Below are 17,821 nucleotides of genomic sequence, written 5' to 3'. Positions count from 1 at the left end.
TCCCCGGCTACCGCCTGAAGCAGGAATTGCAGTTCGAGCATTTCGGCTCGAACAACCCGGTGCACATCCCCGGGCACGGTACGTTCGAGGGGGTGAAGACCTCGGTCTTCCTCGAAGTCGAAGGTGCCGCCCACTACCTGCCGGCCTATGCCGGCAACCTCGACATCATGACCTCGGCCGGCCTCGCCACCGCCGAGAAGATCGCCCGCCGCAAGCTCCTGAAGGAGGTCGCATAATGGCCACCCTCGACCCGACCAAGACCAAGCTCTACATCCAGGACGTCACGCTGCGTGACGGCATGCATGCGATCCGCCACCAGTACGGCCTGGATCATGTGCGCGCCATCGCCAAGGCGCTCGACGAAGCGGGCGTCGACGCGATCGAGATCGCCCATGGCGACGGCCTGAACGGCTCCACCTTCAACTACGGCTTCGGCCGCTTCACCGACTGGGAGTGGATCGAGGCGGTGGCCGACGTCGTGAAGAACGCCGTCATCACCACCCTGCTGCTGCCCGGCATCGGCACGGTCGAGGAGCTGAAGCACGCCTACAACCTCGGCGTCCGCTCGGTCCGCATCGCCACCCACTGCACCGAGGCGGACGTCTCGAAGCAGCATATCGAGGCGGCGCGTAACCTCGGCATGGACACGATCGGCTTCCTGATGATGAGCCACATGATCGAGCCCGAGCAGCTCGCCCAGCAGGCCAAGCTGATGGAGAGCTACGGCGCCACCTGCGTCTATGTGACCGACTCCGGTGGTGCGCTGGACATGGATGGTTACCGGGCGCGTTGCGAAGCCTATGACCGCGTGCTGAAGCCCGAGACCCAGCGCGGCATCCACGCCCACCACAACCTCTCGCTCGGCGTCGCCAATTCGATCGTCGGCGTGCAGGCGGGGGCGATCCGGGTCGACGCGTCGCTGGCCGGCATGGGCGCCGGTGCGGGCAACGCCCCGCTCGAAGTCTTCATCGCCGCGGCCGAGCGCAAGGGCTGGAAGACCGGCTGCGACCTCTACAAGCTGATGGACGCCGCCGAGGATCTGGTGCGCCCGCTCCAGGACCGCCCGGTCCGGGTCGACCGCGAGACCCTGACGCTCGGCTATGCCGGCGTCTATTCGTCCTTCCTGCGCCACGCCGAGAAGGCGGCCAACGAGTATGGCGTCGACACCCGCGCCATCCTCTACGAGGCCGGTCGCCGGCGCATGGTCGGCGGTCAGGAAGACATGATCGTCGACATCGCCCTCGACCTCGCCAAGGCGAAGACCCAGGCGGCGTAACTCAGGCCTCAGCGGAAACCGCCATCGCCGCCGGTGCGGCGGTGGCGGTGCGCAGGGCGGCACGCGGCCCGTAACCGAGCACGGGCCGCGCCTGCTGGGCGACCGATTCCGCGATCGAGCGCATCAGGCGGTCCGCCACCGTGCGCGCCGCGGCGACCTGGATCGTGTGCAGCGCCATGATCTCGCGGAGCCGCCGGGTCGGCTCGCGCAACAGGGCGCGGGCCAGGGGATCCGCCGCCACCGCCGCTGCCCCGCCCATGCGGGCGAGCTGGCTGTCATAGGCGTTGACCACCGGCAGCTTGGCTTCGACCAGCGGCTTGAGTCCGGTCAGCCGGCGTTCCGACAGCACCTGGCATTCCGCCTCGATGGCATCGGCCAGGCGTTCGGTCAGGGTCACCAGGCAATCGATCTCGGCCTGCGCCAGGGGGGACTTCTGTGCTTCAGGCATGGGGTGGCTCCTCGGAGGTGAGCAGGGAACGGATCAGCATGTCGGAAAGGCCCATGCCGCCGCGGGCGGCGATGCCCTTGCCGAATTCCTGGACCAGGAAGCCCCGGAAGGCGGCCTCGCCCGAACCGCCGCCGAAGGGGCCGTCGGTCTTCAGGCCGTCGAACATGGGGGTCAGCATCTCGCTCATCACCATGGCCTCGAAATCCTGGCCCGCGGCCTTCAGCCTGGGCGAGATCGCGGGCAGCGGCCGGTCGGCCGGATAGGCGTAGCGGATTGCTTCGGGGGCGGCGGTCATCACATCACCTCGATATCGGCCTGGAGCGCGCCGGCGGCCTTGATCGCCTCGAGGATCGAAATCAAGTCGCGCGGGCCGAGGCCGAGGCCGTTCAGGCCGTTGACCAGGTCCTGCAGGCTGACCCCGCTGTTCATCACCACGACATGGCGATTGCCGCCCTCGTCGACCTGGACGTCGGTCCGCGGCACGACCTGGGTCTGGCCGCCCGAGAAGGGGGCGGGCTGCGAAACCTGCGGCGTTTCGGTGATGCGCACCGTGAGGTTGCCCTGGGCGATCGCCACGGTGGAGACGCGAACGTCGGCGCCGATCACGATGGTGCCCGAGGCTTCGTCGATCACGATGCGGGCGCGCTGGTCCGGCGTCACCCTGAGCTGCTCGATCTGGGTCACGAAGGAGACGATGTCGGCGCGGTACTGCGGCGGCACCTGGATCTCGACCGTGGAGGGATCGAGGGCGCGGCCGTTGACCTTCAGCTTGTTGGCGATCTCCTGGGCGATCCTGCGGGCGGTGGTGAAATCGGGATTGCGGAGTGCGACGCGCAGCGTCGGCTCGGTGCCGAAGGCATAGGTCACTTCGCGCTCGACCACCGCGCCGTTGGGAATGCGGCCCGAGGTCGGAACCCCCTTGGTCACCGAAGTGGCGGCGCCCTGGGCCTTGAAGCCCGAGACGGAGACCTGGCCCTGGGCGACGGCATAGACCTCGCCGTCGGCGCCGAGCAGCGGTGTCACCAGGAGCGTGCCGCCGAGCAGGCTCTTGGCATCGCCCAGCGTCGAGACGGCGACGTCGACCCGGCTGCCCGAGCGGCCGAAGGGCGGCAGTTCCGCGGTCACCATCACGGCCGCCACATTCTTGGTCTTCATGTCGGAATCGCGGGTGTTGACGCCCAGGCGTTCCAGCATCGCTTCCAGGCTCTGCTTGGTGAAGGGGGAGTTGCGGAGCGAGTCGCCCGAACCGTCCAGCCCGACCACGAGGCCGTAACCGACCAACATATTGTCGCGCACGCCTTGGATATTGGCGATATCCTTGATCCTGGTTTCGACCGCGAAGGACGGCCGCGCCAGGCCGAGGCCGGCGGTGGCGAGGACGAGCAGGGCGAGCAGGGATCGGAACATCGTTTCTACCTCGGTGCGCGGCGGATTCTCCGCCCCGGGCCTTCCCTTGCCAGTCCCGTGCCAACGGAAATTCCAGGAATTTCAAGAGCTTGGCCGGGTCTGGTCATGGTATTTCCTGCCTCCCCGGCAATTCCTGCCGTGCCGCCCCGGTCGCTTCAGGGCTTGTTAACCCTGGTCGCGCATGATTCCATCCGTGTTGGAGGTGTCGAGCCCACTATGAAGATCGACGGCAGCGGCAGAGTAGGCGGCCCGGCAGCGCCCGGCGGTCGCCGTAGTACGCGCACGGGCGACGGCGGCTTCACCCTGGGCGAGACGGAAGAGGCCAAGGCTTCGGCCGGCCCGGTCGCGGCCGGCCCGGTCGGCGGCATCGGCGCCCTCTTCGCCCTTCAGGAAGTCGATGCCGATGGTGAGCGTCGGCGTGCCGCGAAACGCGGCAACGATCTGCTCGACCGGCTCGAGGAATTGCGCCTCGGCCTGTTGTTCGGCCATTTCCCCAAGGAGAGGCTCCTGGACCTGCTCGGCATGGTGCGCAGCCGGCAGGAAAAACTGTCCGACCCGCGGCTGGCGGGCGTGCTGGCCGATATCGAACTTCGGGCCGAAGTCGAGCTGGCCAAGCTGGGCTACTGACTACTATTTCGGCACTCGGTCTAAATCCATGGAAATACAGGCTTTTTTTGTGGCGACCGAGGCTTGAACAGGAATTCTTCGCTGCTATACTCCCGCCGCCTTTCGGCCTAGACATGCGTGAGGGATGGCATGGGAGCAGAGTTGCCGCCGGACTATCATCCGAGCGAGGACGAAGAGTTCATGAACCCGCGCCAGCGTGAGTATTTCCGGCGCAAACTCGTGGCATGGCGTGAAGAAATCCTGCGTGAGAGCCAGGAAACATTGCAGCATCTTCAGGAAGACACGGTGGCGGAGCCCGACCTGGCCGATCGGGCCTCGGCCGAGTCGGAACGGGCGCTCGAACTGCGTACCCGCGATCGCCAGCGCAAGCTGATCGGCAAGATCGATGCGGCCCTGCGTCGCATCGAGAACGGCGAATACGGCTATTGCGAAGAGACGGGCGACCCGATCAGCCTGCGGCGGCTCGACGCCCGCCCGATCGCCACTCTCTCGATCGAGGCCCAGGAACGCCACGAACGGCGGGAGCGGACCTATCGCGACGAGTAATCCGCGCGACCATCGAACAGCATGACGAGGCCGGGCCGTGGCCCGGTCTCGCCGTTTCCGGGGACTGCCTAAAAGGGCAGGATGGCGTCGAGCACCTGCTGGCCGTAGCGCGGCTGCTGCACATCGGTGATCTGGCCGCGGCCGCCGTAGGAGATGCGCGCTTCGGCGATCTGGGTGTGCTTGATCGTGTTCGAGGCGGAGATGTCGGCCGGGCGCACGATGCCGGCGACCAGCAATTCCCGCATCTCGTAGTTGACGCGCACTTCCTGGCGCCCCTGGATCACCAGGTTGCCGTTGGGCAGCACCTGGGTGACCACGGCGGCCACCGTCATCTTCACCGCTTCCGAGCGCTTGATCGAACCGTCGCCCGCCGTATTGGTGCCGGACGACAGGTCGACCGCGCCGCTCGGGCTGTAGCCCGCCGGCAGGGCGGCCCCGGCCACGCTGGTCTCCAGGCCGAGCAGGCCGTTGAGGCCCAAGTTCTCGGTCGAGTCGCGCTTGCGGGCGGTCTGGTTCTGCAGGTTGGCTTGCTCGTCGATGTTGATCGTCACGGTCAGGATGTCGCCCACGCGGGCGGCGCGGTTGTCCTTGAAGAAGGCGCGCGAACCCTGCTGCCACAGGCTCGGCGAGGCGCCGCCGGCGACCGCGGGGTCGTTCGGCATCGGCAGGCTGACCGGGACATAGCCGGCCTGGGCGGTCGGGTTCTGGATCGGGCTCAGGCCGGGCGCTTCGCCGATCCGGCTCATGCGTTCCTGGAAGCCGGCGCAGGCGCCCAGGCTGGCCGCGGCGGCCAGCACCAGGAGGAAACGGAGGAAGGGTTTGGCGTTCATGGCTGGGTGCCTTCTGGCAGGTCGTTTCGGATTACATCTGGGGCGCGGCGTCGGTCACCGGCTGGGCGGCGACCAGGACCTGGGCTTCGCCCGTGCCGGTCACCACCGCCTGCACGATGCGGTTCGAGGTCAGGTTCATGACGCGGATGGCGTCGCCCATGGCGCCTTGTTCGATCGCCTTGGCGGTGGTCGCCAGCTCGATCCCGGGCAGTGAGACGCGCAGGGTAACGAGGCTGCCCTTGCCGACCAGAACCGGCGGGCGCACTTCGCTCAGCGCGATCGGCCGCCCGGCGCGCAGGGGCTTGCGGGCGGCGAGGCCGACGAGCTGATCGGCGTCGGTCGCGATATTGCCGGGCAGGGCGCCCTGGACCGGCTGGTCGACCAGGTCTTCGGCGCGCAGCACGTCGCCCGGGGCGAGGTCGTGGTCCAGCACGGGAATGGTGGCGGTGACGGCGGCGGGCGCCGCCTCCTGGGCCTTGGCGGGCAGGCCCAGGCTCCAGGCCAGCGCCCAGAGCAGAATGCCGATGGCGAAACGGATCATGGCGGCCTCCTCAGCGGAGTTGGGTGATCGTCTGCATCATCTCGTCCGATGCAGTGATCACCTTGGAATTGAGTTCATAGGCCCGCTGCGCGGAGATCAGGTTGGTGATCTCCTGCACCGGATTGACGTTCGAGGCTTCGAGATAGCCCTGCAGCACGGTGCCGAAGCCGGTGTCGCCCGGAATGCCGGTGGTCGGCGTGCCCGAGGCGGGGGTTTCCAGGAACAGGTTGTCGCCGGTCGCCTCCAGCCCTGCCGGATTGACGAAGGTGGTGAGGTCGAGCTGGCCGACCACCTGGGGGTTCACCTGGCCCGGCAGGGTCGCGGTGACTTCGCCGGTCGCCGAGATCGAGACCGCGGTCGCGGTCTGCGGGATGACGATGCCGGGCTGTACCGTGTAGCCATCCTGGGTGACGAGCTGGCCGTCGCCGTTCAATTGGAACGAGCCGGCGCGGGTATAGGCGTCGTCGCCGCTCGGCAGTTCGATGCGGAAATAGCCGCGGCCCTGGATCGCCAGGTCGTAGGTATTCTCGGTCGACGTCATGTTGCCCTGGGCGATGATCCGGTAGACCGAGCCGGTTTTCACGCCGGTGCCGAGCTGGATGCCCGAAGGGATCACGGTGCCGGCGTCCGAGGACGAGGTGCCCATGCGCTTCTGGTTCTCGTAGAGCAGGTCCTGGAATTCGGCCCGCTGGCGCTTGAAGCCGGTCGTGGACAGGTTCGCCAGATTGTTCGAAATGACTTCCACGTTGAGCTGCTGGGCCAGCATCCCGGTGGCGCCGATGGAAAGGCTGCGCATCGTCGTCTACTCCCTGCCGTCAGGCCTGCGAAACCTTGCCCAGCCGCTGGATCGCGGTGGTCTGCAGGTCGTCGCCTTTGGAAATGAGGTTCTGCATCGTCTCGTAGCGGCGCTGGAGTTCGATCATCCGGCCGATCTCCACCACGGGCTGCACGTTGGAGCCTTCCAGCATGCCCTGGACCAGGCGGGTCTCGGTCCCGGCCGGCGTGGCGGTGGCATTGGCCGGGGCTTCGAACAGGCTGTCGCCGACGGCGCGCAGGTCCTGTTCGTTGGCAAAGGTGAACATGCCGACTTTGGCGATCTGGGTCTGGCCCTGGGCCATGGTGCCGTCGGCCGAGATCACCGGCGTGCCCAGGGTCGGGTCGTCGACCGTGATCTCCGCCCCGCCGTCGTCGAGCAGGGCATAGCCTTCGCGGGTCACCACGCGGCCGTCGGCGTCGAGCGTGAAATGGCCGTTCCGCGTATAGCGAGTGCCGTTCGGCGTCTGCACCGAGAGATAGCCGGGCCCGGTCACCGCGATGTCGTAGGGATTGTCGGTCGCGGTCAGCACGCCGGGGCGGGTGTCGCGCGATACGCCGTAGTCGAGGACATAGGAGACCGGCTTCTGCTCCTGGCCGGCCTTCACGACATATTCCTGGAAGACCGGGCGCATGCCCCGATAGGCCGTCGTGTTCATGTTGGCGATGTTGTTCGCCACCAGGTCCATCTGGCGCTCCAGCACCATCTGCTGCGACAGGCCGACGTAGAGCGAATTTTCCATGCCTGCTGCTCCGAAATCCCTGCGCGACATCGGGGCCGCGCCATCGCCGGTTTCGGTGCAGGTCGCGTGCCAACTCATAACCATCTGATTTTAAAGGATTTTGTGCCGGCGGTGGGGTCTCCGCGATTTCCGGCTGGCCGGGATTGCCGGGCAGAAGATGCCGGGTGGCGGTGAAATCAAAACCGCTTGTTAACGAAGATCGCCCAAACTCCGAGTTGTCACGGGCGCAAACTCGGAGTGGGTCTCGGCATGGCCAGCAAAGCCGCATCTCAACAGGATCTCGACGACCTGGTCAGCGGCCTCGGCGAAAACGGGGACGAGGCTGGTGCCGAAGGCGGCAAGGCGGCCAAGAAGAAGGGCAAGGGCAAACTGCTGCTCTTCATCCTGCTGCCCCTCGTGTTGCTGCTCGCGGGCGGCGGGGCGGCCTTCTACCTGGGCCTGCTGGACGGCCTGCTCGGCAAGACCGAGGAGGCGGCGGCCGAAGGTCACGGTGCCGAAGGCCAGGGCGCCGGCAAGCCGGAGGCGGCCTCCGCCGCCGAGCCGGTCTTCTTCGACCTGCCGGACATGCTGGTCAACCTGCACACAACGGGCAATCGGGCCGCCTATCTCAAGATGAAGCTCTCGCTCCAGTACAGGGACCCGCAGGTGACGCCGATCCTGCAGAAGATGCAGCCGCGCGTGATCGACAGCTTCCAGATCTACCTGCGCGAACTCCGGCTCGAGGACCTCGAAGGCTCGGCCGGGCTGCTGCGCCTGAAGGAGGAACTCCTGGCCCGGGCCAACCAACTCCTGGCGCCGGCCGAAATCGACGACGTCCTGTTCAAGGAAATGCTGGTGCAGTGATGGCCGACGAGCAGCCCGAGGGCCAGAAGCCCGTCGACGAAGACGCCCTGGCGGCGGAATGGGCCGCCATGGCCGGCGGCGAGGACGGCGCGCCGGTCGACCCCGACTTGGCCCAGGTCGACGAGGCCCTGGCCGGGCAGACCGGGCGCGCGCTGAGCCAGGACGAGATCGACAGCCTGCTCGGCTTCGATGCCGTGCAGACCGCCGACACGGGCCGTACCGGCATCCGCGCCATCATCAATTCCTCGCTGGTCTCCTATGGCCGGCTGCCCATGCTGGAGATCGTCTTCGACCGGCTGGTGCGCCTGCTCTCGACCTCGCTCCGCCATTTCACCTCGGACAATGTCGAGGTGACGCTGGACAACATCACCTCGATCCGCTTCGGCGAATATCTGAACTCGGTGCCTCTGCCGGCGATCCTGACCGTGTTCCGCGCCGTCGAATGGGACAATTTCGGCCTGCTCACGGTCGAATCCAATCTGATCTACTCGATCGTCGACGTGCTGCTGGGTGGGCGCAAGGGCACCACGCCGATGCGCATCGAAGGTCGGCCCTATACGACGATCGAACGCAACCTGGTCGAACGCATGGTCCAGGTCGTGCTGAAGGACATGAAGTCGGCCTTCGAGCCGCTGACCCCGGTCGACTTCACCTTCGACCGGCTGGAGGTCAACCCGCGCTTCGCCACGATCGCGCGCGATGCCAATGCGGCGATCCTGGTGCGGCTCCGCGTCGACATGGAGGATCGTGGCGGCAGGATCGAACTGGTGCTGCCCTATGCCACGATCGAGCCGGTGCGCGAGCTGCTGCTCCAGATGTTCATGGGCGAGAAATTCGGCCGCGACACCATCTGGGAGAGCCATCTCGCCACCGAGCTCTGGGCCACCGAGGTGCAGATCGACGCCGTCCTCGACGAGCAGATGATGCAGCTCGGTGACGTCATGAATTTCGAGGTCGGCCAGACCATCCTGCTGAACTGCACGCCCGATTCGCCGATCGAGCTGAAATGCGGCGGACTGCCCATGTTGCGCGGCAAGATGGGACGGGTCGGGCCCATGGTCGCGGTCAAGGTCGAACAATCGCTGATGAAGGCGAAGCGCGAGGTGACGAAGGCATGAGCACGCTCGGACTCGTCGTGGACCTGGCGCTGGCCGGGCTGCTGATCGCCACCATCGTGCTGGCGCTGCGCCTGCAGAAGAAACTGCAGGGCCTGCGCGGCGGCCATGACGAATTGCGCCAGTTGGTCGAAGGCCTGAACGAGGCGACGCGCCGCGCCCAGGCCGGCATCATCGAATTGCGCATGGCGGCCGAAGCCTCGACCGCCCGCCTGGGCAACCAGGTCGACACGGCGCGCAAGGTGACCGACGAATTGTCGCTGCTGGTCGCCTCGGCCAACAATGTCGCCGACCGGCTGGTCAAGGCCGGCTCGACCGGCCGCCCGGCCGAGGCACCGCTCCGCCCCGCCGCCGGGGGCGGCGATCCGGGCATTCTGCGTGCCCTGAAGGACATCCGTTAGGACGCCCGTGATGAGCCGCCGCCGCATTCCCCTCTTCCTGGTGCTGGCTGCCACGGCGACCGTGGCTCTGGCCGTGCGCCTGCCCGAGACCGTACAGGCGGTGGGCCGCACCCTGCCGGCCTCCAATGCGGCCCTGGCGGCCGAGACGGCGGCCCCCGCGACCCCGGCCCCCGCAGCGGCCCCGGCCGGGGCTGAAGGTGGCACGCAGGCTCCCGCGCCAACACCAGCGACAACGCCGGCCGCCGCCGGCATCGGCGCTCCCGCCTTCGATCCCAATACGCTGACCGCGGGCGAACTCGACGTCCTGCAGAATCTGTCGCGCCGGCGCGAGGAGATCGAGGCACGCGCCCGCGAACTCGACAGCCGCGAAGCCCTGGTCGCCGCGACCGAGGCCCGGATCGACAAGAAATTGGCCGAGATCAAGGAGATCGAGGCCCGCATCCAGGCCGCCAACGCGGCCCAGAGCGCCGAGGACGACGCCCAGATGGCCCGCCTCGTGAAGGTCTACGAGACCATGAAGCCGGCCGAAGCGGCGACCATTTTCAATACGCTCGATTTCTCCGTGCTGATCGAGGTCGCCAGTCGTATGAAGGAGGCGAAGATCGCTCCCGTCCTGGCGGCCATGGATCCCGAGGCGGCGAAGAAACTGACAGTGGCGCTTGCGACCCGCAAGGCGGCGCCGGCGTCCGGCAACAGCGGCGGTTAGGGGCAGCAGATGGTCGCGACGGTGAAGATGAGCTTCAAGGATCGGCTCGCCGCCCTGGCGGCGGAAACCGGCGGCAGCATTCCGGTGGCCGACATCGGCCGGGTGGTCGCCGCCCTGCTCGACACTTTCGAGGGCGACCAGGCCATGCCCGCCGCCCCGTCCGCGCCGCCGCCGGCCCCGGCAGCGGCGGCGGATCCGGCAACGACGCGCGAACTCGAAGACCTGCTCGCCTACATCCACCAGACCCAACGCGAAATCGCCGCGATCCAGCCGGCCGAGCTGACGGGCGAAAAGATCCCCCATGCCAACGACCAGCTCCGCTCGGTCGTCGATGCCACCGAACAGGCGACCGGCGTCTTTCTCGACATCGCCGAGGAACTGTCGGCCCTGGCCGAGACTTTCGGCGGTGCCGGTGCGGCCGAGCTCCAGGCGATCACCACCCGCATCTACGAAGCCTCGAATTTCCAGGACATCACCGGCCAGCGCATCAACAAGGTGCTGGAGACCATGGAGATCATCGAGGCACGCCTGTCCCGCCTGGTCGCCATGACCGGGAGTGCTGCCGTCCCGACGGCTGGGCCGATGGCCCCGGCGCCCGTCCCGGTCGTGGACGAGCATCTGTTGAACGGCCCCCAACTGCCCGATGCGGCGGCGACGCAGGATGACATCGATCGTCTCTTCGCCTCGCTCTGAGCAGCGCCAGCCGGTGGGCTTCCGCCGCGTCCTCGAGGCAGGCCTTGTCGCCCTCGGCCTCGCCCTGGGTGCGGCCGCGCCGGCCTTGGCGGCGGGTGAGCCCGTGGTCGGCGTGCGCGGCTGGGATCACGGCGATTACGGCCGGCTGGTGTTCGATCTGGCGTCGGGGATCGAGGCCAAGGCGTCGGTTGCCGGGACCGACCTTGCGATCGAATTCTCGGCGCCGGTGGCGCTCGACGCCGCTGCGGCGCTGAAGCGGCTCGGCCGTATCGCCGCCGCGGCCAGCCTGGCCGCCGACGGCCGCAGCCTCCACGTCCAGCTGAAACAGCCGGCCCAGGCGACAGTGCAGCGCTACGAGGACAAGCTCGTCGTCGACCTTCGGCTGCTCACGGCGCCGGCTCCCGCCGCCACGCCTGAACCGGCCAAGCCCGAGGCCGCCAAACCTGTGCCGCCGCCGGCGTCCGAGGCGTCGCCCGCCAAGCCCGCAGCGCCGCCGCCGGCTCCGCTGGCGGTCGAACCCGCGAAACCGGTGGCGTCACCGCCGCCGGTACCCCGGCCGGTCACGCCCGAACCACCGCCGGCCAAGCCGGCGGCTGCGGTGCCAGCCGCCGCGGCACCGGCCCCGCCTCCGCCCGCACTGCCGCCCGCCGCGCCGGGGGCCAAGGTCACCCTGCACAAGGGATTGGTCGGGCCGCAGGTCGACATCGCCTTTCCCGCGCCGGTCGGGGCGACGGTCTTTGCCAGGGCCGAGTCGCTCTGGTTCGTGTTCGACGGGCCGGGGGCGGCCGGGCCGGCGATCACCGACGGGCCACTCGCCGATCTCGGCACGGTCGAGCCGCTGGTGGTGCCCGGCGGTTCCGGTTTCCGCCTGAACGGCGGTCGGGCGCTGCCCCAGGTCGCGGCCGATGGAGCGACCTGGAGCTTCACCTTCGGTCCCGATTCGCGGCCGCCGGCCAATCCCGTGGTGGCCAGCCCCAAGGCCGATGCCCAAGGCCGCATGAGCCTGGTGGCCAGCGTGCCGGGTGCGCACCAACCGCTCACCCTGACCGATCCCGAAATCGGCGACACCGTGGTGGCGATTCCGATCGCCACGCCCGGCACCGGCACCGCGGTCGGCGGCCGCCTGCCCGACCTCCAGGTCCTGGCCACGGCCCAGGGCATGGCCTTCACCCCATTGGCCGACGGGGTCGCTGCGACGGTCGCCGAGGGCATGGTGACGATCGGACGGAACGGCAGCGGTCTCATGCTCTCCGACGTGGTCGCGGCCCCTTCGGCCCGGCCCCTGGGCTTCGGCCAGAAGGCCGACAGCGGGCTCGACGTCGGACGCTGGAACGAGCCAGGCCCGGTCGCCGAGACGCGCGCCCGGCTGCAGCACGACCTGGCGCTGGCGCCGCCCGAGGCGAAGCCCGACCTGCGCCGCGCCCTGGCCGAATTCTATGTCGTCAACGGCCTCGGGGCGGAAGCGATCGGCGAAGCCGCCCTGGTCGAGCATGACGATGCCACCTCGGCTCAGGCGCCGGCCTTCCGGCTGATGCGCGGCATTGCCCTGGCGATCCAGGAGCGGCATGACGAAGCCCTGGCCGATCTCGGCCTGCCGGCACTGGAATTCTCGCCCGATGCGGCGCTGTGGCGCGCCTACGCCCTGGCCGGGCGGGGTGAGAAACTGCCCGCGCACAAGGAATTCGGCCCCGGCCTGCCGGCCCTCGGCCATTATCCGCTGCGCCTGCAGGAACGCCTGCTGGCGGCGGCGGGCGATGCCGCCCTGGCGGCAGACGACGTGCGCACGGCCGACGAAGCCTCCAAGGCGCTGACCGGCAAGGCCGAGACGGCGGCGGGCAAGGCGCTCGCCCTGGCGCTGGCCGGGCGGGTCGCCATGCGCCGGTCCGACGGCCCGGCCGCCCGTGCCGCCTTCGAGGCGGCGCTCGCGAGTGGCGAACGCCTGGTCCGCGTCGACGCCGAGATGGGCCTGGTCGAGCTCGGCCTCGCCGACGGCAGCCTGAGCCGCGCCCAGGCGATCGAGAAGCTGGACCGGCTCCGCTTCGCCTGGCGCGGCGATGCCAAGGAACTCGCCGTGCTGCGCCGCCTCGCCGATCTCGAACTGGCCGAAGGGCGTTGGCGCGCCGGGCTGGAGACGCTGCGCCTGGCGCTCAAGGTGTTCCCCGACGCGCCCGACGCCCAGGTCCTCCAGGATACCCAGGCGACCGCCTTCCGCCGCCTTTTCCTGGGCGGCGGTGCGGATGCCCTGCCACCGGTCCAGGCGGTTGCGCTCTATTTCGATTTCCGCGACCTGACGCCGCTCGGCCAGGACGGCGACGAAATGATCCGCCGCTTGGCCGACCGTCTGGTCCAGGTCGATCTGTTCGACCAGGCCAAGACCCTGCTGACCCACCAGGTGACCTACCGCCTGCAGGGCATCGCCAAGTCCAAGGTGGCGTCGCGCTTGGCGCTGATCCACCTGCTCGACCACGATCCGGCCAAGGCCTTGGTGGTGCTGGACGACAGCGAGCAGCCGGTGCTGCCCGAAGGCACCGCCAAGCTGCGCCGCCTGCTGCGCGCCCGCGCGCTCGCCGATCTCGGCCGGGTGCCGGAAGCGCTGGCCCAGCTCGCCGGCGACGGTTCCACCGATGCCGCCACTCTCGGCGCCGAAATCACCTGGCAGGCGCGCGACTGGCCGAAGGCGGCATCCTTCCTGGGGCGCCTGCTGGACGGCAAGGCGCCGCCGCCCGCCGGCCCGCCGGCCTCGGGCATCGAGTCGCTGGTGCTGCGCGCCGCGGTGGCACTGGCGCTGGCGCAGGACGCGCCCGGCCTGAAGAACCTGGCCGACCGCTGGGCCGCCGCCATGGGCCAGTCGAAGAGTGCGGACGCCTTCGCCATGATGACGGGGGCGAGCGATCCGACCGCCCTCTCGACCCGCAACCTGGCCCAGACCATGGCCAATGCGGCGAACGGCGGGGTCGCCTTCATCGAGGAGCTACGCCGCCGCCTGACTGCCGGCGAACTCTCCCTGACCGACTGACGCCGGTCAGTTCGCGTAGCTCTGGATCAGGCTGGCGACGGTCATGTGCCAGCCGTCGACCAGCACGAAGAAGATCAGCTTGAACGGCAGCGAGATCACCACCGGCGGCAGCATCATCATGCCCATGCCCATCAGGATCGACGCCACCACCATGTCGATCACCAGGAAGGGCACGAACATCAGGAAGCCGATCTCGAAGGCGCGGCGCAGTTCGGAGATCATGAAGGCCGGCACCAGGGTGGTGAGGGGCACGGCTTCCGGCGTTTCGGGCTTGGTCCCGCCCGCCAGGTCGACGAACAGGCCGAGATCGGCTTCCCGCGTGTTCTTCAGCATGAAGGTGCGGAAGGGCGCGGCGGTCGCATCGAAGGCGGCGCGCTCGTCGATCTGGCCCTGGATGTAGGGGTTGACGCCCTCGGTCCAGGCCTTGTCGAAGGTCGGCGCCATGATGAAGGCGGTGAGAAAGAGGGCGAGGCCGATCAGCACCGTGTTGGGCGGCGTCTGCTGGGCGCCGATCGCGTTCCGCAAGAGCGACAGCACGACCACCAGCCGGCCGAAGGAAGTGACCACGACCAGGAGCGAGGGCGCCAGGCTCAGCACCGTGACCAGGGCGATGATCTGGACCAGGTTCGAAGTCAGGCCGCCCTGGCCGTTCAGGTCGAGCGACAGGGACTGCGCCAAGGCCCCGCTGGCGCCCAGGGTCGAGGCGGCCAGCAGGACGGGCAGGAACAGGCGGCGCGACATCAGGCATCCTCCGGCGCGGGCGTGGCTGGCGGGGCGGGCGCGGTCTCCGGTATGGCGGCCAAGCCGCGTTCGACCACCAAATCGCCGCCGGGGCCGAGCAGCAGGAGATGTTCCGCCCCGTCGCGCCGGACCAGCACGAGGCGCCGGCGCGGATCGAGACTCAGGCTCTCGACCACGGCGAGCCTTTTGCCGCTGCGCAAGCCGGCGTTCTGGCCGAGCCGCTTGGCCACGGCAGCGAAGACCAGGATCAGGACGATGACGAGGGCGAGGGCGAAGCCGGCCCGCAGCAGTTCAGGCATCATCGCGGGCTGCCGCCGCCATAGGGGTCGCGGCGTTGCTGGATCTGGCGGGCTTCGCGCATCCGGTTGTTGGCCATATAGACATAGGCCAGGATCTCGGCCACGGCGGCGAAGGCTTCGGTCGGGATGGTCTCGTCCAGGTCGCAGGTCTCCAGGATCTGCACGAGGTCGCCGTCTTCCCGCACCTTGACGTCGTGGGCGTGAGCGATGGCGACGATCCGCTCGGCGATCTCGCCCTGGCCGCGCGCCAGCACGCGCGGCGCCGCGTCCTCGCCCCGCTTGTAGCCGAGGGCGACGGCCTTGGTGCTCGGCGGCTTCTGCTCTTCGGTCATCCGGGCCTTCCTCGTGGCGGACGCGACCATGTTCCGGTTCATCATGGTGCCTCCACGTTTACGCGTCGTTAAGGGCGTTGTCGTCAGGATGCAAGGGTCCGTCACTTTGGCAAAGGCTGTTTCGGCCATGGATCTGGACCGCATCCCGGTCATCGGCATGTTGGTGCGCCGTATGGATTTCCTCGGCGCCCGTCAGCGGGTGATCGCGCAGAATGTCGCCAATGCCGATACGCCCGGCTATCAGCCGCGCGACATGGCGCCCGACGCCTTCGCCCGCCATGTCGCCAGCGAAATGGGCATGGCGGCCCAAGGCGTGGCGCCGGTCGGCTTGGCGGCCACCTCGGCCGGCCATCTCGCCGGCACGCTGCCCGCCGCCAAGCCCGGCCAGGCGACGACCAAGGCGAACGACTACGAGACGGCGCCTTCCGGCAACGCGGTGGTGCTGGAAGAGGAAATGTCGCGTCTGACCGAAACGCAGATGGACTATGACACCATGACCAGCATCTACCGGAAGCAGATCCAGATGCTGAAGACCGCCTGGCGCGGCGGCTCGAGCAGCTAGGGGATACCGCCATGGCGATCGACGACCTGAACAAGACCCTGATGATTTCCGCCGCCGGCATGCGGGCGCAGAGTGTGCGCATGCGGGTGATCGCGGAGAATCTGGCCAATGCCGAGACGGTGGGCCTGAAGCCGGGCGACCAGCCCTATCGCCGCAAGGTCGTGACCTTCGCCGAGACGCTGGATCAGGCGACCGGCGCCGAGACCGTGAAGGTCAAGGGCGTGACCGAGGACCAGTCGGCCTTCGGCAGCCGCTTCGACCCCGGCCATCCGGCGGCCGATCCCAACGGCTATGTCCAGACCCCGAATGTGAACACGCTGGTCGAGGTGAGCGACATGCGCCAGGCCCAGCGCACCTATGAAGCCAATCTGAACGTGGTCGATTCCGCGCGCACCATGCTGATGCGCATGATCGACCTGCTGCGCTCTTAAGGGGGGCCGCCGATGGATCCGATCGCGACGCGGGCGCTGGGCGCCTATACCGATGCGCTCCGCCGGGGAACCCGCGGCGGTGAGACCGATGCCGTCGCCGGGGGCGACGCGGCCCAGGGCGGCGCCCAGGGGGAGAGCTTCGGTGCCGTGCTCGGCCGCACCCTCGAGGATGCGGTGCAGACCTCGGCCAGGGCGGATCAGACCTCGCTCGCCGCGGCGACCGGCAAGGCCAATGTCACCGACGTGGTCACCGCCCTGACCAATGCCGAAGTCACCCTTCAGGCGGTGGTTGCGGTGCGCGACAAGGTCGTGTCAGCCTATCAGGAAATCATGCGGATGGCGATCTGAGGCAGGTCCCGGTCGCGCCGCACTGCAAAGGGGAATGGCGTGACCGCGGCCGAAGCCTTGGATGTCGCCCGTGAGGCGCTGCTGACGATCCTGCTGGTCGCCGGGCCGGTCATGGTGGTCGCGCTGGTCGTCGGCCTGGTCATTTCCCTGATCCAGGCCCTGACCCAGATCCAGGAAGCGACCCTGAGCTTCGTACCCAAGATCCTGGCGATCTTCGCCGTGCTGCTGCTGGCGCTGCCCTTCATGGGCGAGGAGCTGGGGACGTTCACCCTGCAGATCATGTCGCGCGTGGGTGACGGTAATCACGCCGCCGGCACCGCCGCGGCACCCGGCGGCTGAGGCCCGCCGTGCTGGACGAGGTCCTGCCCGGCGGCGTCTTCCAGGGGGCGCTGGTGTTCGCCCGGATCGGCGCCATGGTCATGGTGCTGCCCTTCTTCGGCGAGCAATATGTCCAGGTCCGCATCCGCCTGGTGCTGGCCCTGTTCCTGACCGCCCTGGTGCTGCCCCGGGCGGGCACGCTGCCCGCCCTGCCGGCCAATGCGCTGGAGCTTCTGCCCCTGATCGGGGGCGAGGTGCTGCTCGGCCTCGCCATCGCCGGGATCGTTCGCCTCTCGGTCGCCGCCCTTCACATCGCGGGCACGGTGATCGCCATCCAGTCGGGCCTCGCGGTCGCCCAGAACGTCGATCCGACGCAAGGGTCGCAATCGGTCGTGCCGGCCAATTTCGTTATCCGGACCGGGACCACGGCGATCGTGCTGGCCGACCTGCACCACCTGCTGATCGGCGCATTGGTACAGAGCTACCGGCTGTTCCCGGTGGCGGCCCCGCCGCCGGTCGGCGACCTCGCGGAACTGGCGACCGGCGTGGTGGCCGATACTTTCGCCCTCGGGCTCCAGATGTCGGCACCCTTCCTGGCCTTTGGCGTGATCTTCAACGTCCTGCTCGGCCTGACCAACCGGGTGATGCCGTCGATGCAGGTCTTCTTCATCGCCATGCCGCTGCAGCTCTCGCTGTCCTTCCTGCTCTTCGCGGCGACCATCGGCTATGCCCTGACCCTTTTCGCCGATCGTTTCGTGACCGCCCTCGGGCCCCTGGTGCAATAG

24 protein-coding genes and 1 pseudogene are annotated in these 17,821 nt (G+C 68.7%); 15 read left to right on the top strand and 10 right to left on the bottom strand.

Annotated elements, in window-relative coordinates:
* Both WC493_RS01040 and dmpG read left to right on the top strand, forming a co-directional pair.
* A pseudogene (locus WC493_RS01040) lies at positions 1-236 on the top strand (acetaldehyde dehydrogenase); the annotation flags it as partial.
* Complete coding sequence (gene dmpG / locus WC493_RS01035) at positions 236-1,276, top strand: 4-hydroxy-2-oxovalerate aldolase (protein ID WP_373061599.1); 1,041 nt, start codon at positions 236-238, stop codon at positions 1,274-1,276. The pseudogene WC493_RS01040 and the gene dmpG, both read left to right, overlap by 1 nt.
* A gap of 1 nt (position 1,277) precedes the next feature.
* Here the strand turns inward: dmpG and WC493_RS01030 are convergent, their stop codons facing one another.
* Genes WC493_RS01030 through WC493_RS01020 form a run of 3 tightly spaced genes read right to left on the bottom strand, consistent with a single transcriptional unit; the run spans position 1,278 to position 3,131 of the window.
* Positions 1,278-1,724 carry a hypothetical protein gene (locus WC493_RS01030; RefSeq protein WP_373061597.1) on the bottom strand — a complete coding sequence of 149 codons (447 nt, stop codon included), beginning with the start codon at positions 1,722-1,724 and terminating at the stop codon, positions 1,278-1,280.
* Positions 1,717-2,019, bottom strand: a complete 303-nt coding sequence (locus tag WC493_RS01025) for a rod-binding protein (RefSeq protein ID WP_373061595.1) — start codon at positions 2,017-2,019, stop codon at positions 1,717-1,719. The genes WC493_RS01030 and WC493_RS01025 overlap by 8 nt, the downstream gene beginning before the upstream one ends.
* Entirely contained in the window at positions 2,019-3,131 is a 1,113-nt protein-coding gene (locus WC493_RS01020; protein ID WP_373061593.1) for a flagellar basal body P-ring protein FlgI, read from the bottom strand. The genes WC493_RS01025 and WC493_RS01020 overlap by 1 nt, the downstream gene beginning before the upstream one ends.
* 216 nt (positions 3,132-3,347) lie before the next feature.
* On the opposite strand from WC493_RS01020, the gene WC493_RS01015 reads away from it, so the two are divergent.
* Positions 3,348-3,758: a flagellar assembly protein FliX gene (locus tag WC493_RS01015; protein WP_373061591.1), complete on the top strand. Its 411-nt coding sequence runs from the start codon at positions 3,348-3,350 to the stop codon at positions 3,756-3,758.
* A 129-nt stretch (positions 3,759-3,887) separates the two neighbouring features.
* The gene (dksA, locus tag WC493_RS01010; protein ID WP_373061589.1) at positions 3,888-4,304 is read left to right on the top strand and encodes an RNA polymerase-binding protein DksA; all 417 of its coding nucleotides are present in this window, start codon (positions 3,888-3,890) and stop codon (positions 4,302-4,304) included.
* 68 nt (positions 4,305-4,372) lie between these two features.
* Here dksA and flgH read toward each other — a convergent pair whose 3' ends face one another.
* From flgH to flgF, 4 genes are read right to left on the bottom strand one after another with little or no spacing between them, the layout of a single operon-like run.
* A complete protein-coding gene (gene flgH / locus WC493_RS01005; RefSeq protein WP_373061587.1) occupies positions 4,373-5,134 on the bottom strand; it encodes a flagellar basal body L-ring protein FlgH in 762 nt (253 codons plus the stop codon).
* 31 nt (positions 5,135-5,165) lie between these two features.
* The gene (gene flgA / locus WC493_RS01000; RefSeq protein ID WP_373061585.1) at positions 5,166-5,675 is read right to left on the bottom strand and encodes a flagellar basal body P-ring formation chaperone FlgA; all 510 of its coding nucleotides are present in this window, start codon (positions 5,673-5,675) and stop codon (positions 5,166-5,168) included.
* A gap of 10 nt (positions 5,676-5,685) precedes the next feature.
* Entirely contained in the window at positions 5,686-6,471 is a 786-nt protein-coding gene (flgG, locus tag WC493_RS00995; RefSeq protein WP_373061583.1) for a flagellar basal-body rod protein FlgG, read from the bottom strand.
* Between the two features lie 19 nt (positions 6,472-6,490).
* A complete protein-coding gene (gene flgF, locus WC493_RS00990; RefSeq protein WP_373061581.1) occupies positions 6,491-7,231 on the bottom strand; it encodes a flagellar basal-body rod protein FlgF in 741 nt (246 codons plus the stop codon).
* A 249-nt stretch (positions 7,232-7,480) separates the two neighbouring features.
* Here flgF and WC493_RS00985 point away from each other — a divergent pair, with 249 nt between their 5' ends.
* The 6 genes from WC493_RS00985 to WC493_RS00960 are packed head-to-tail and all read left to right on the top strand — an operon-like array spanning position 7,481 to position 14,005.
* Positions 7,481-8,074 carry a flagellar basal body-associated FliL family protein gene (locus WC493_RS00985; RefSeq protein WP_373061579.1) on the top strand — a complete coding sequence of 198 codons (594 nt, stop codon included), beginning with the start codon at positions 7,481-7,483 and terminating at the stop codon, positions 8,072-8,074.
* Positions 8,074-9,192, top strand: coding sequence for a flagellar motor switch protein FliM (fliM, locus tag WC493_RS00980; protein ID WP_373061577.1), 1,119 nt, complete (start codon positions 8,074-8,076; stop codon positions 9,190-9,192). Before WC493_RS00985 ends, fliM begins: the two co-directional genes overlap by 1 nt.
* Complete coding sequence (locus WC493_RS00975) at positions 9,189-9,590, top strand: DUF6468 domain-containing protein (RefSeq protein ID WP_373061575.1); 402 nt, start codon at positions 9,189-9,191, stop codon at positions 9,588-9,590. Before fliM ends, WC493_RS00975 begins: the two co-directional genes overlap by 4 nt.
* Positions 9,591-9,600: 10 nt before the next feature.
* Positions 9,601-10,296 (top strand): MotE family protein, encoded by a 696-nt coding sequence (locus tag WC493_RS00970; RefSeq protein WP_373061573.1) that lies wholly within the window; start codon positions 9,601-9,603, stop codon positions 10,294-10,296.
* A gap of 9 nt (positions 10,297-10,305) precedes the next feature.
* The gene (locus WC493_RS00965) at positions 10,306-10,989 is read left to right on the top strand and encodes a protein phosphatase CheZ (RefSeq protein WP_373061571.1); all 684 of its coding nucleotides are present in this window, start codon (positions 10,306-10,308) and stop codon (positions 10,987-10,989) included.
* Positions 10,958-14,005 (top strand): hypothetical protein, encoded by a 3,048-nt coding sequence (locus WC493_RS00960; protein ID WP_373061569.1) that lies wholly within the window; start codon positions 10,958-10,960, stop codon positions 14,003-14,005. The genes WC493_RS00965 and WC493_RS00960 overlap by 32 nt, the downstream gene beginning before the upstream one ends.
* Before the next feature lie 6 nt (positions 14,006-14,011).
* Here WC493_RS00960 and fliP read toward each other — a convergent pair whose 3' ends face one another.
* From fliP to WC493_RS00945, 3 genes are read right to left on the bottom strand one after another with little or no spacing between them, the layout of a single operon-like run.
* Positions 14,012-14,746, bottom strand: a complete 735-nt coding sequence (gene fliP, locus WC493_RS00955; protein WP_373061567.1) for a flagellar type III secretion system pore protein FliP — start codon at positions 14,744-14,746, stop codon at positions 14,012-14,014.
* On the bottom strand, positions 14,746-15,048 hold the full coding sequence (locus WC493_RS00950; RefSeq protein ID WP_373061565.1) for a flagellar biosynthetic protein FliO: 303 nt from the start codon (positions 15,046-15,048) through the stop codon (positions 14,746-14,748). Before WC493_RS00950 ends, fliP begins: the two co-directional genes overlap by 1 nt.
* Positions 15,045-15,377 (bottom strand): EscU/YscU/HrcU family type III secretion system export apparatus switch protein, encoded by a 333-nt coding sequence (locus tag WC493_RS00945; protein ID WP_373061563.1) that lies wholly within the window; start codon positions 15,375-15,377, stop codon positions 15,045-15,047. Before WC493_RS00945 ends, WC493_RS00950 begins: the two co-directional genes overlap by 4 nt.
* Before the next feature lie 127 nt (positions 15,378-15,504).
* On the opposite strand from WC493_RS00945, the gene flgB reads away from it, so the two are divergent.
* The 5 genes from flgB to fliR are packed head-to-tail and all read left to right on the top strand — an operon-like array spanning position 15,505 to position 17,821.
* Positions 15,505-15,939, top strand: coding sequence for a flagellar basal body rod protein FlgB (gene flgB, locus WC493_RS00940; protein ID WP_373061561.1), 435 nt, complete (start codon positions 15,505-15,507; stop codon positions 15,937-15,939).
* A gap of 11 nt (positions 15,940-15,950) precedes the next feature.
* A complete protein-coding gene (gene flgC, locus WC493_RS00935; RefSeq protein ID WP_373061559.1) occupies positions 15,951-16,370 on the top strand; it encodes a flagellar basal body rod protein FlgC in 420 nt (139 codons plus the stop codon).
* Between the two features lie 12 nt (positions 16,371-16,382).
* Entirely contained in the window at positions 16,383-16,718 is a 336-nt protein-coding gene (gene fliE / locus WC493_RS00930; RefSeq protein ID WP_373061557.1) for a flagellar hook-basal body complex protein FliE, read from the top strand.
* A 39-nt stretch (positions 16,719-16,757) separates the two neighbouring features.
* Entirely contained in the window at positions 16,758-17,057 is a 300-nt protein-coding gene (gene fliQ, locus WC493_RS00925; RefSeq protein ID WP_373061555.1) for a flagellar biosynthesis protein FliQ, read from the top strand.
* Positions 17,058-17,065: 8 nt separating this feature from the next.
* The gene (gene fliR, locus WC493_RS00920; RefSeq protein WP_373061553.1) at positions 17,066-17,821 is read left to right on the top strand and encodes a flagellar biosynthetic protein FliR; all 756 of its coding nucleotides are present in this window, start codon (positions 17,066-17,068) and stop codon (positions 17,819-17,821) included.

Origin of the sequence: Zavarzinia sp., assembly GCF_041650655.1 — a bacterium.
Classification (GTDB): Bacteria; Pseudomonadota; Alphaproteobacteria; order Zavarziniales; family Zavarziniaceae; genus Zavarzinia.
This window is presented reverse-complemented; position numbering and strand designations above follow the sequence as displayed.

Coding starts and splice junctions, on each gene's coding strand:
- dmpG (WP_373061599.1), top strand. CDS start 236: ATGGCCACCCTCGACCCGACCAAGACCAAGCTCTACATCCAGGACGTC.
- WC493_RS01030 (WP_373061597.1), bottom strand. CDS start 1,724: ATGCCTGAAGCACAGAAGTCCCCCCTGGCGCAGGCCGAGATCGATTGC.
- WC493_RS01025 (WP_373061595.1), bottom strand. CDS start 2,019: ATGACCGCCGCCCCCGAAGCAATCCGCTACGCCTATCCGGCCGACCGG.
- WC493_RS01020 (WP_373061593.1), bottom strand. CDS start 3,131: ATGTTCCGATCCCTGCTCGCCCTGCTCGTCCTCGCCACCGCCGGCCTC.
- WC493_RS01015 (WP_373061591.1), top strand. CDS start 3,348: ATGAAGATCGACGGCAGCGGCAGAGTAGGCGGCCCGGCAGCGCCCGGC.
- dksA (WP_373061589.1), top strand. CDS start 3,888: ATGGGAGCAGAGTTGCCGCCGGACTATCATCCGAGCGAGGACGAAGAG.
- flgH (WP_373061587.1), bottom strand. CDS start 5,134: ATGAACGCCAAACCCTTCCTCCGTTTCCTCCTGGTGCTGGCCGCCGCG.
- flgA (WP_373061585.1), bottom strand. CDS start 5,675: ATGATCCGTTTCGCCATCGGCATTCTGCTCTGGGCGCTGGCCTGGAGC.
- flgG (WP_373061583.1), bottom strand. CDS start 6,471: ATGCGCAGCCTTTCCATCGGCGCCACCGGGATGCTGGCCCAGCAGCTC.
- flgF (WP_373061581.1), bottom strand. CDS start 7,231: ATGGAAAATTCGCTCTACGTCGGCCTGTCGCAGCAGATGGTGCTGGAG.
- WC493_RS00985 (WP_373061579.1), top strand. CDS start 7,481: ATGGCCAGCAAAGCCGCATCTCAACAGGATCTCGACGACCTGGTCAGC.
- fliM (WP_373061577.1), top strand. CDS start 8,074: ATGGCCGACGAGCAGCCCGAGGGCCAGAAGCCCGTCGACGAAGACGCC.
- WC493_RS00975 (WP_373061575.1), top strand. CDS start 9,189: ATGAGCACGCTCGGACTCGTCGTGGACCTGGCGCTGGCCGGGCTGCTG.
- WC493_RS00970 (WP_373061573.1), top strand. CDS start 9,601: ATGAGCCGCCGCCGCATTCCCCTCTTCCTGGTGCTGGCTGCCACGGCG.
- WC493_RS00965 (WP_373061571.1), top strand. CDS start 10,306: ATGGTCGCGACGGTGAAGATGAGCTTCAAGGATCGGCTCGCCGCCCTG.
- WC493_RS00960 (WP_373061569.1), top strand. CDS start 10,958: ATGACATCGATCGTCTCTTCGCCTCGCTCTGAGCAGCGCCAGCCGGTG.
- fliP (WP_373061567.1), bottom strand. CDS start 14,746: ATGTCGCGCCGCCTGTTCCTGCCCGTCCTGCTGGCCGCCTCGACCCTG.
- WC493_RS00950 (WP_373061565.1), bottom strand. CDS start 15,048: ATGATGCCTGAACTGCTGCGGGCCGGCTTCGCCCTCGCCCTCGTCATC.
- WC493_RS00945 (WP_373061563.1), bottom strand. CDS start 15,377: ATGACCGAAGAGCAGAAGCCGCCGAGCACCAAGGCCGTCGCCCTCGGC.
- flgB (WP_373061561.1), top strand. CDS start 15,505: ATGGATCTGGACCGCATCCCGGTCATCGGCATGTTGGTGCGCCGTATG.
- flgC (WP_373061559.1), top strand. CDS start 15,951: ATGGCGATCGACGACCTGAACAAGACCCTGATGATTTCCGCCGCCGGC.
- fliE (WP_373061557.1), top strand. CDS start 16,383: ATGGATCCGATCGCGACGCGGGCGCTGGGCGCCTATACCGATGCGCTC.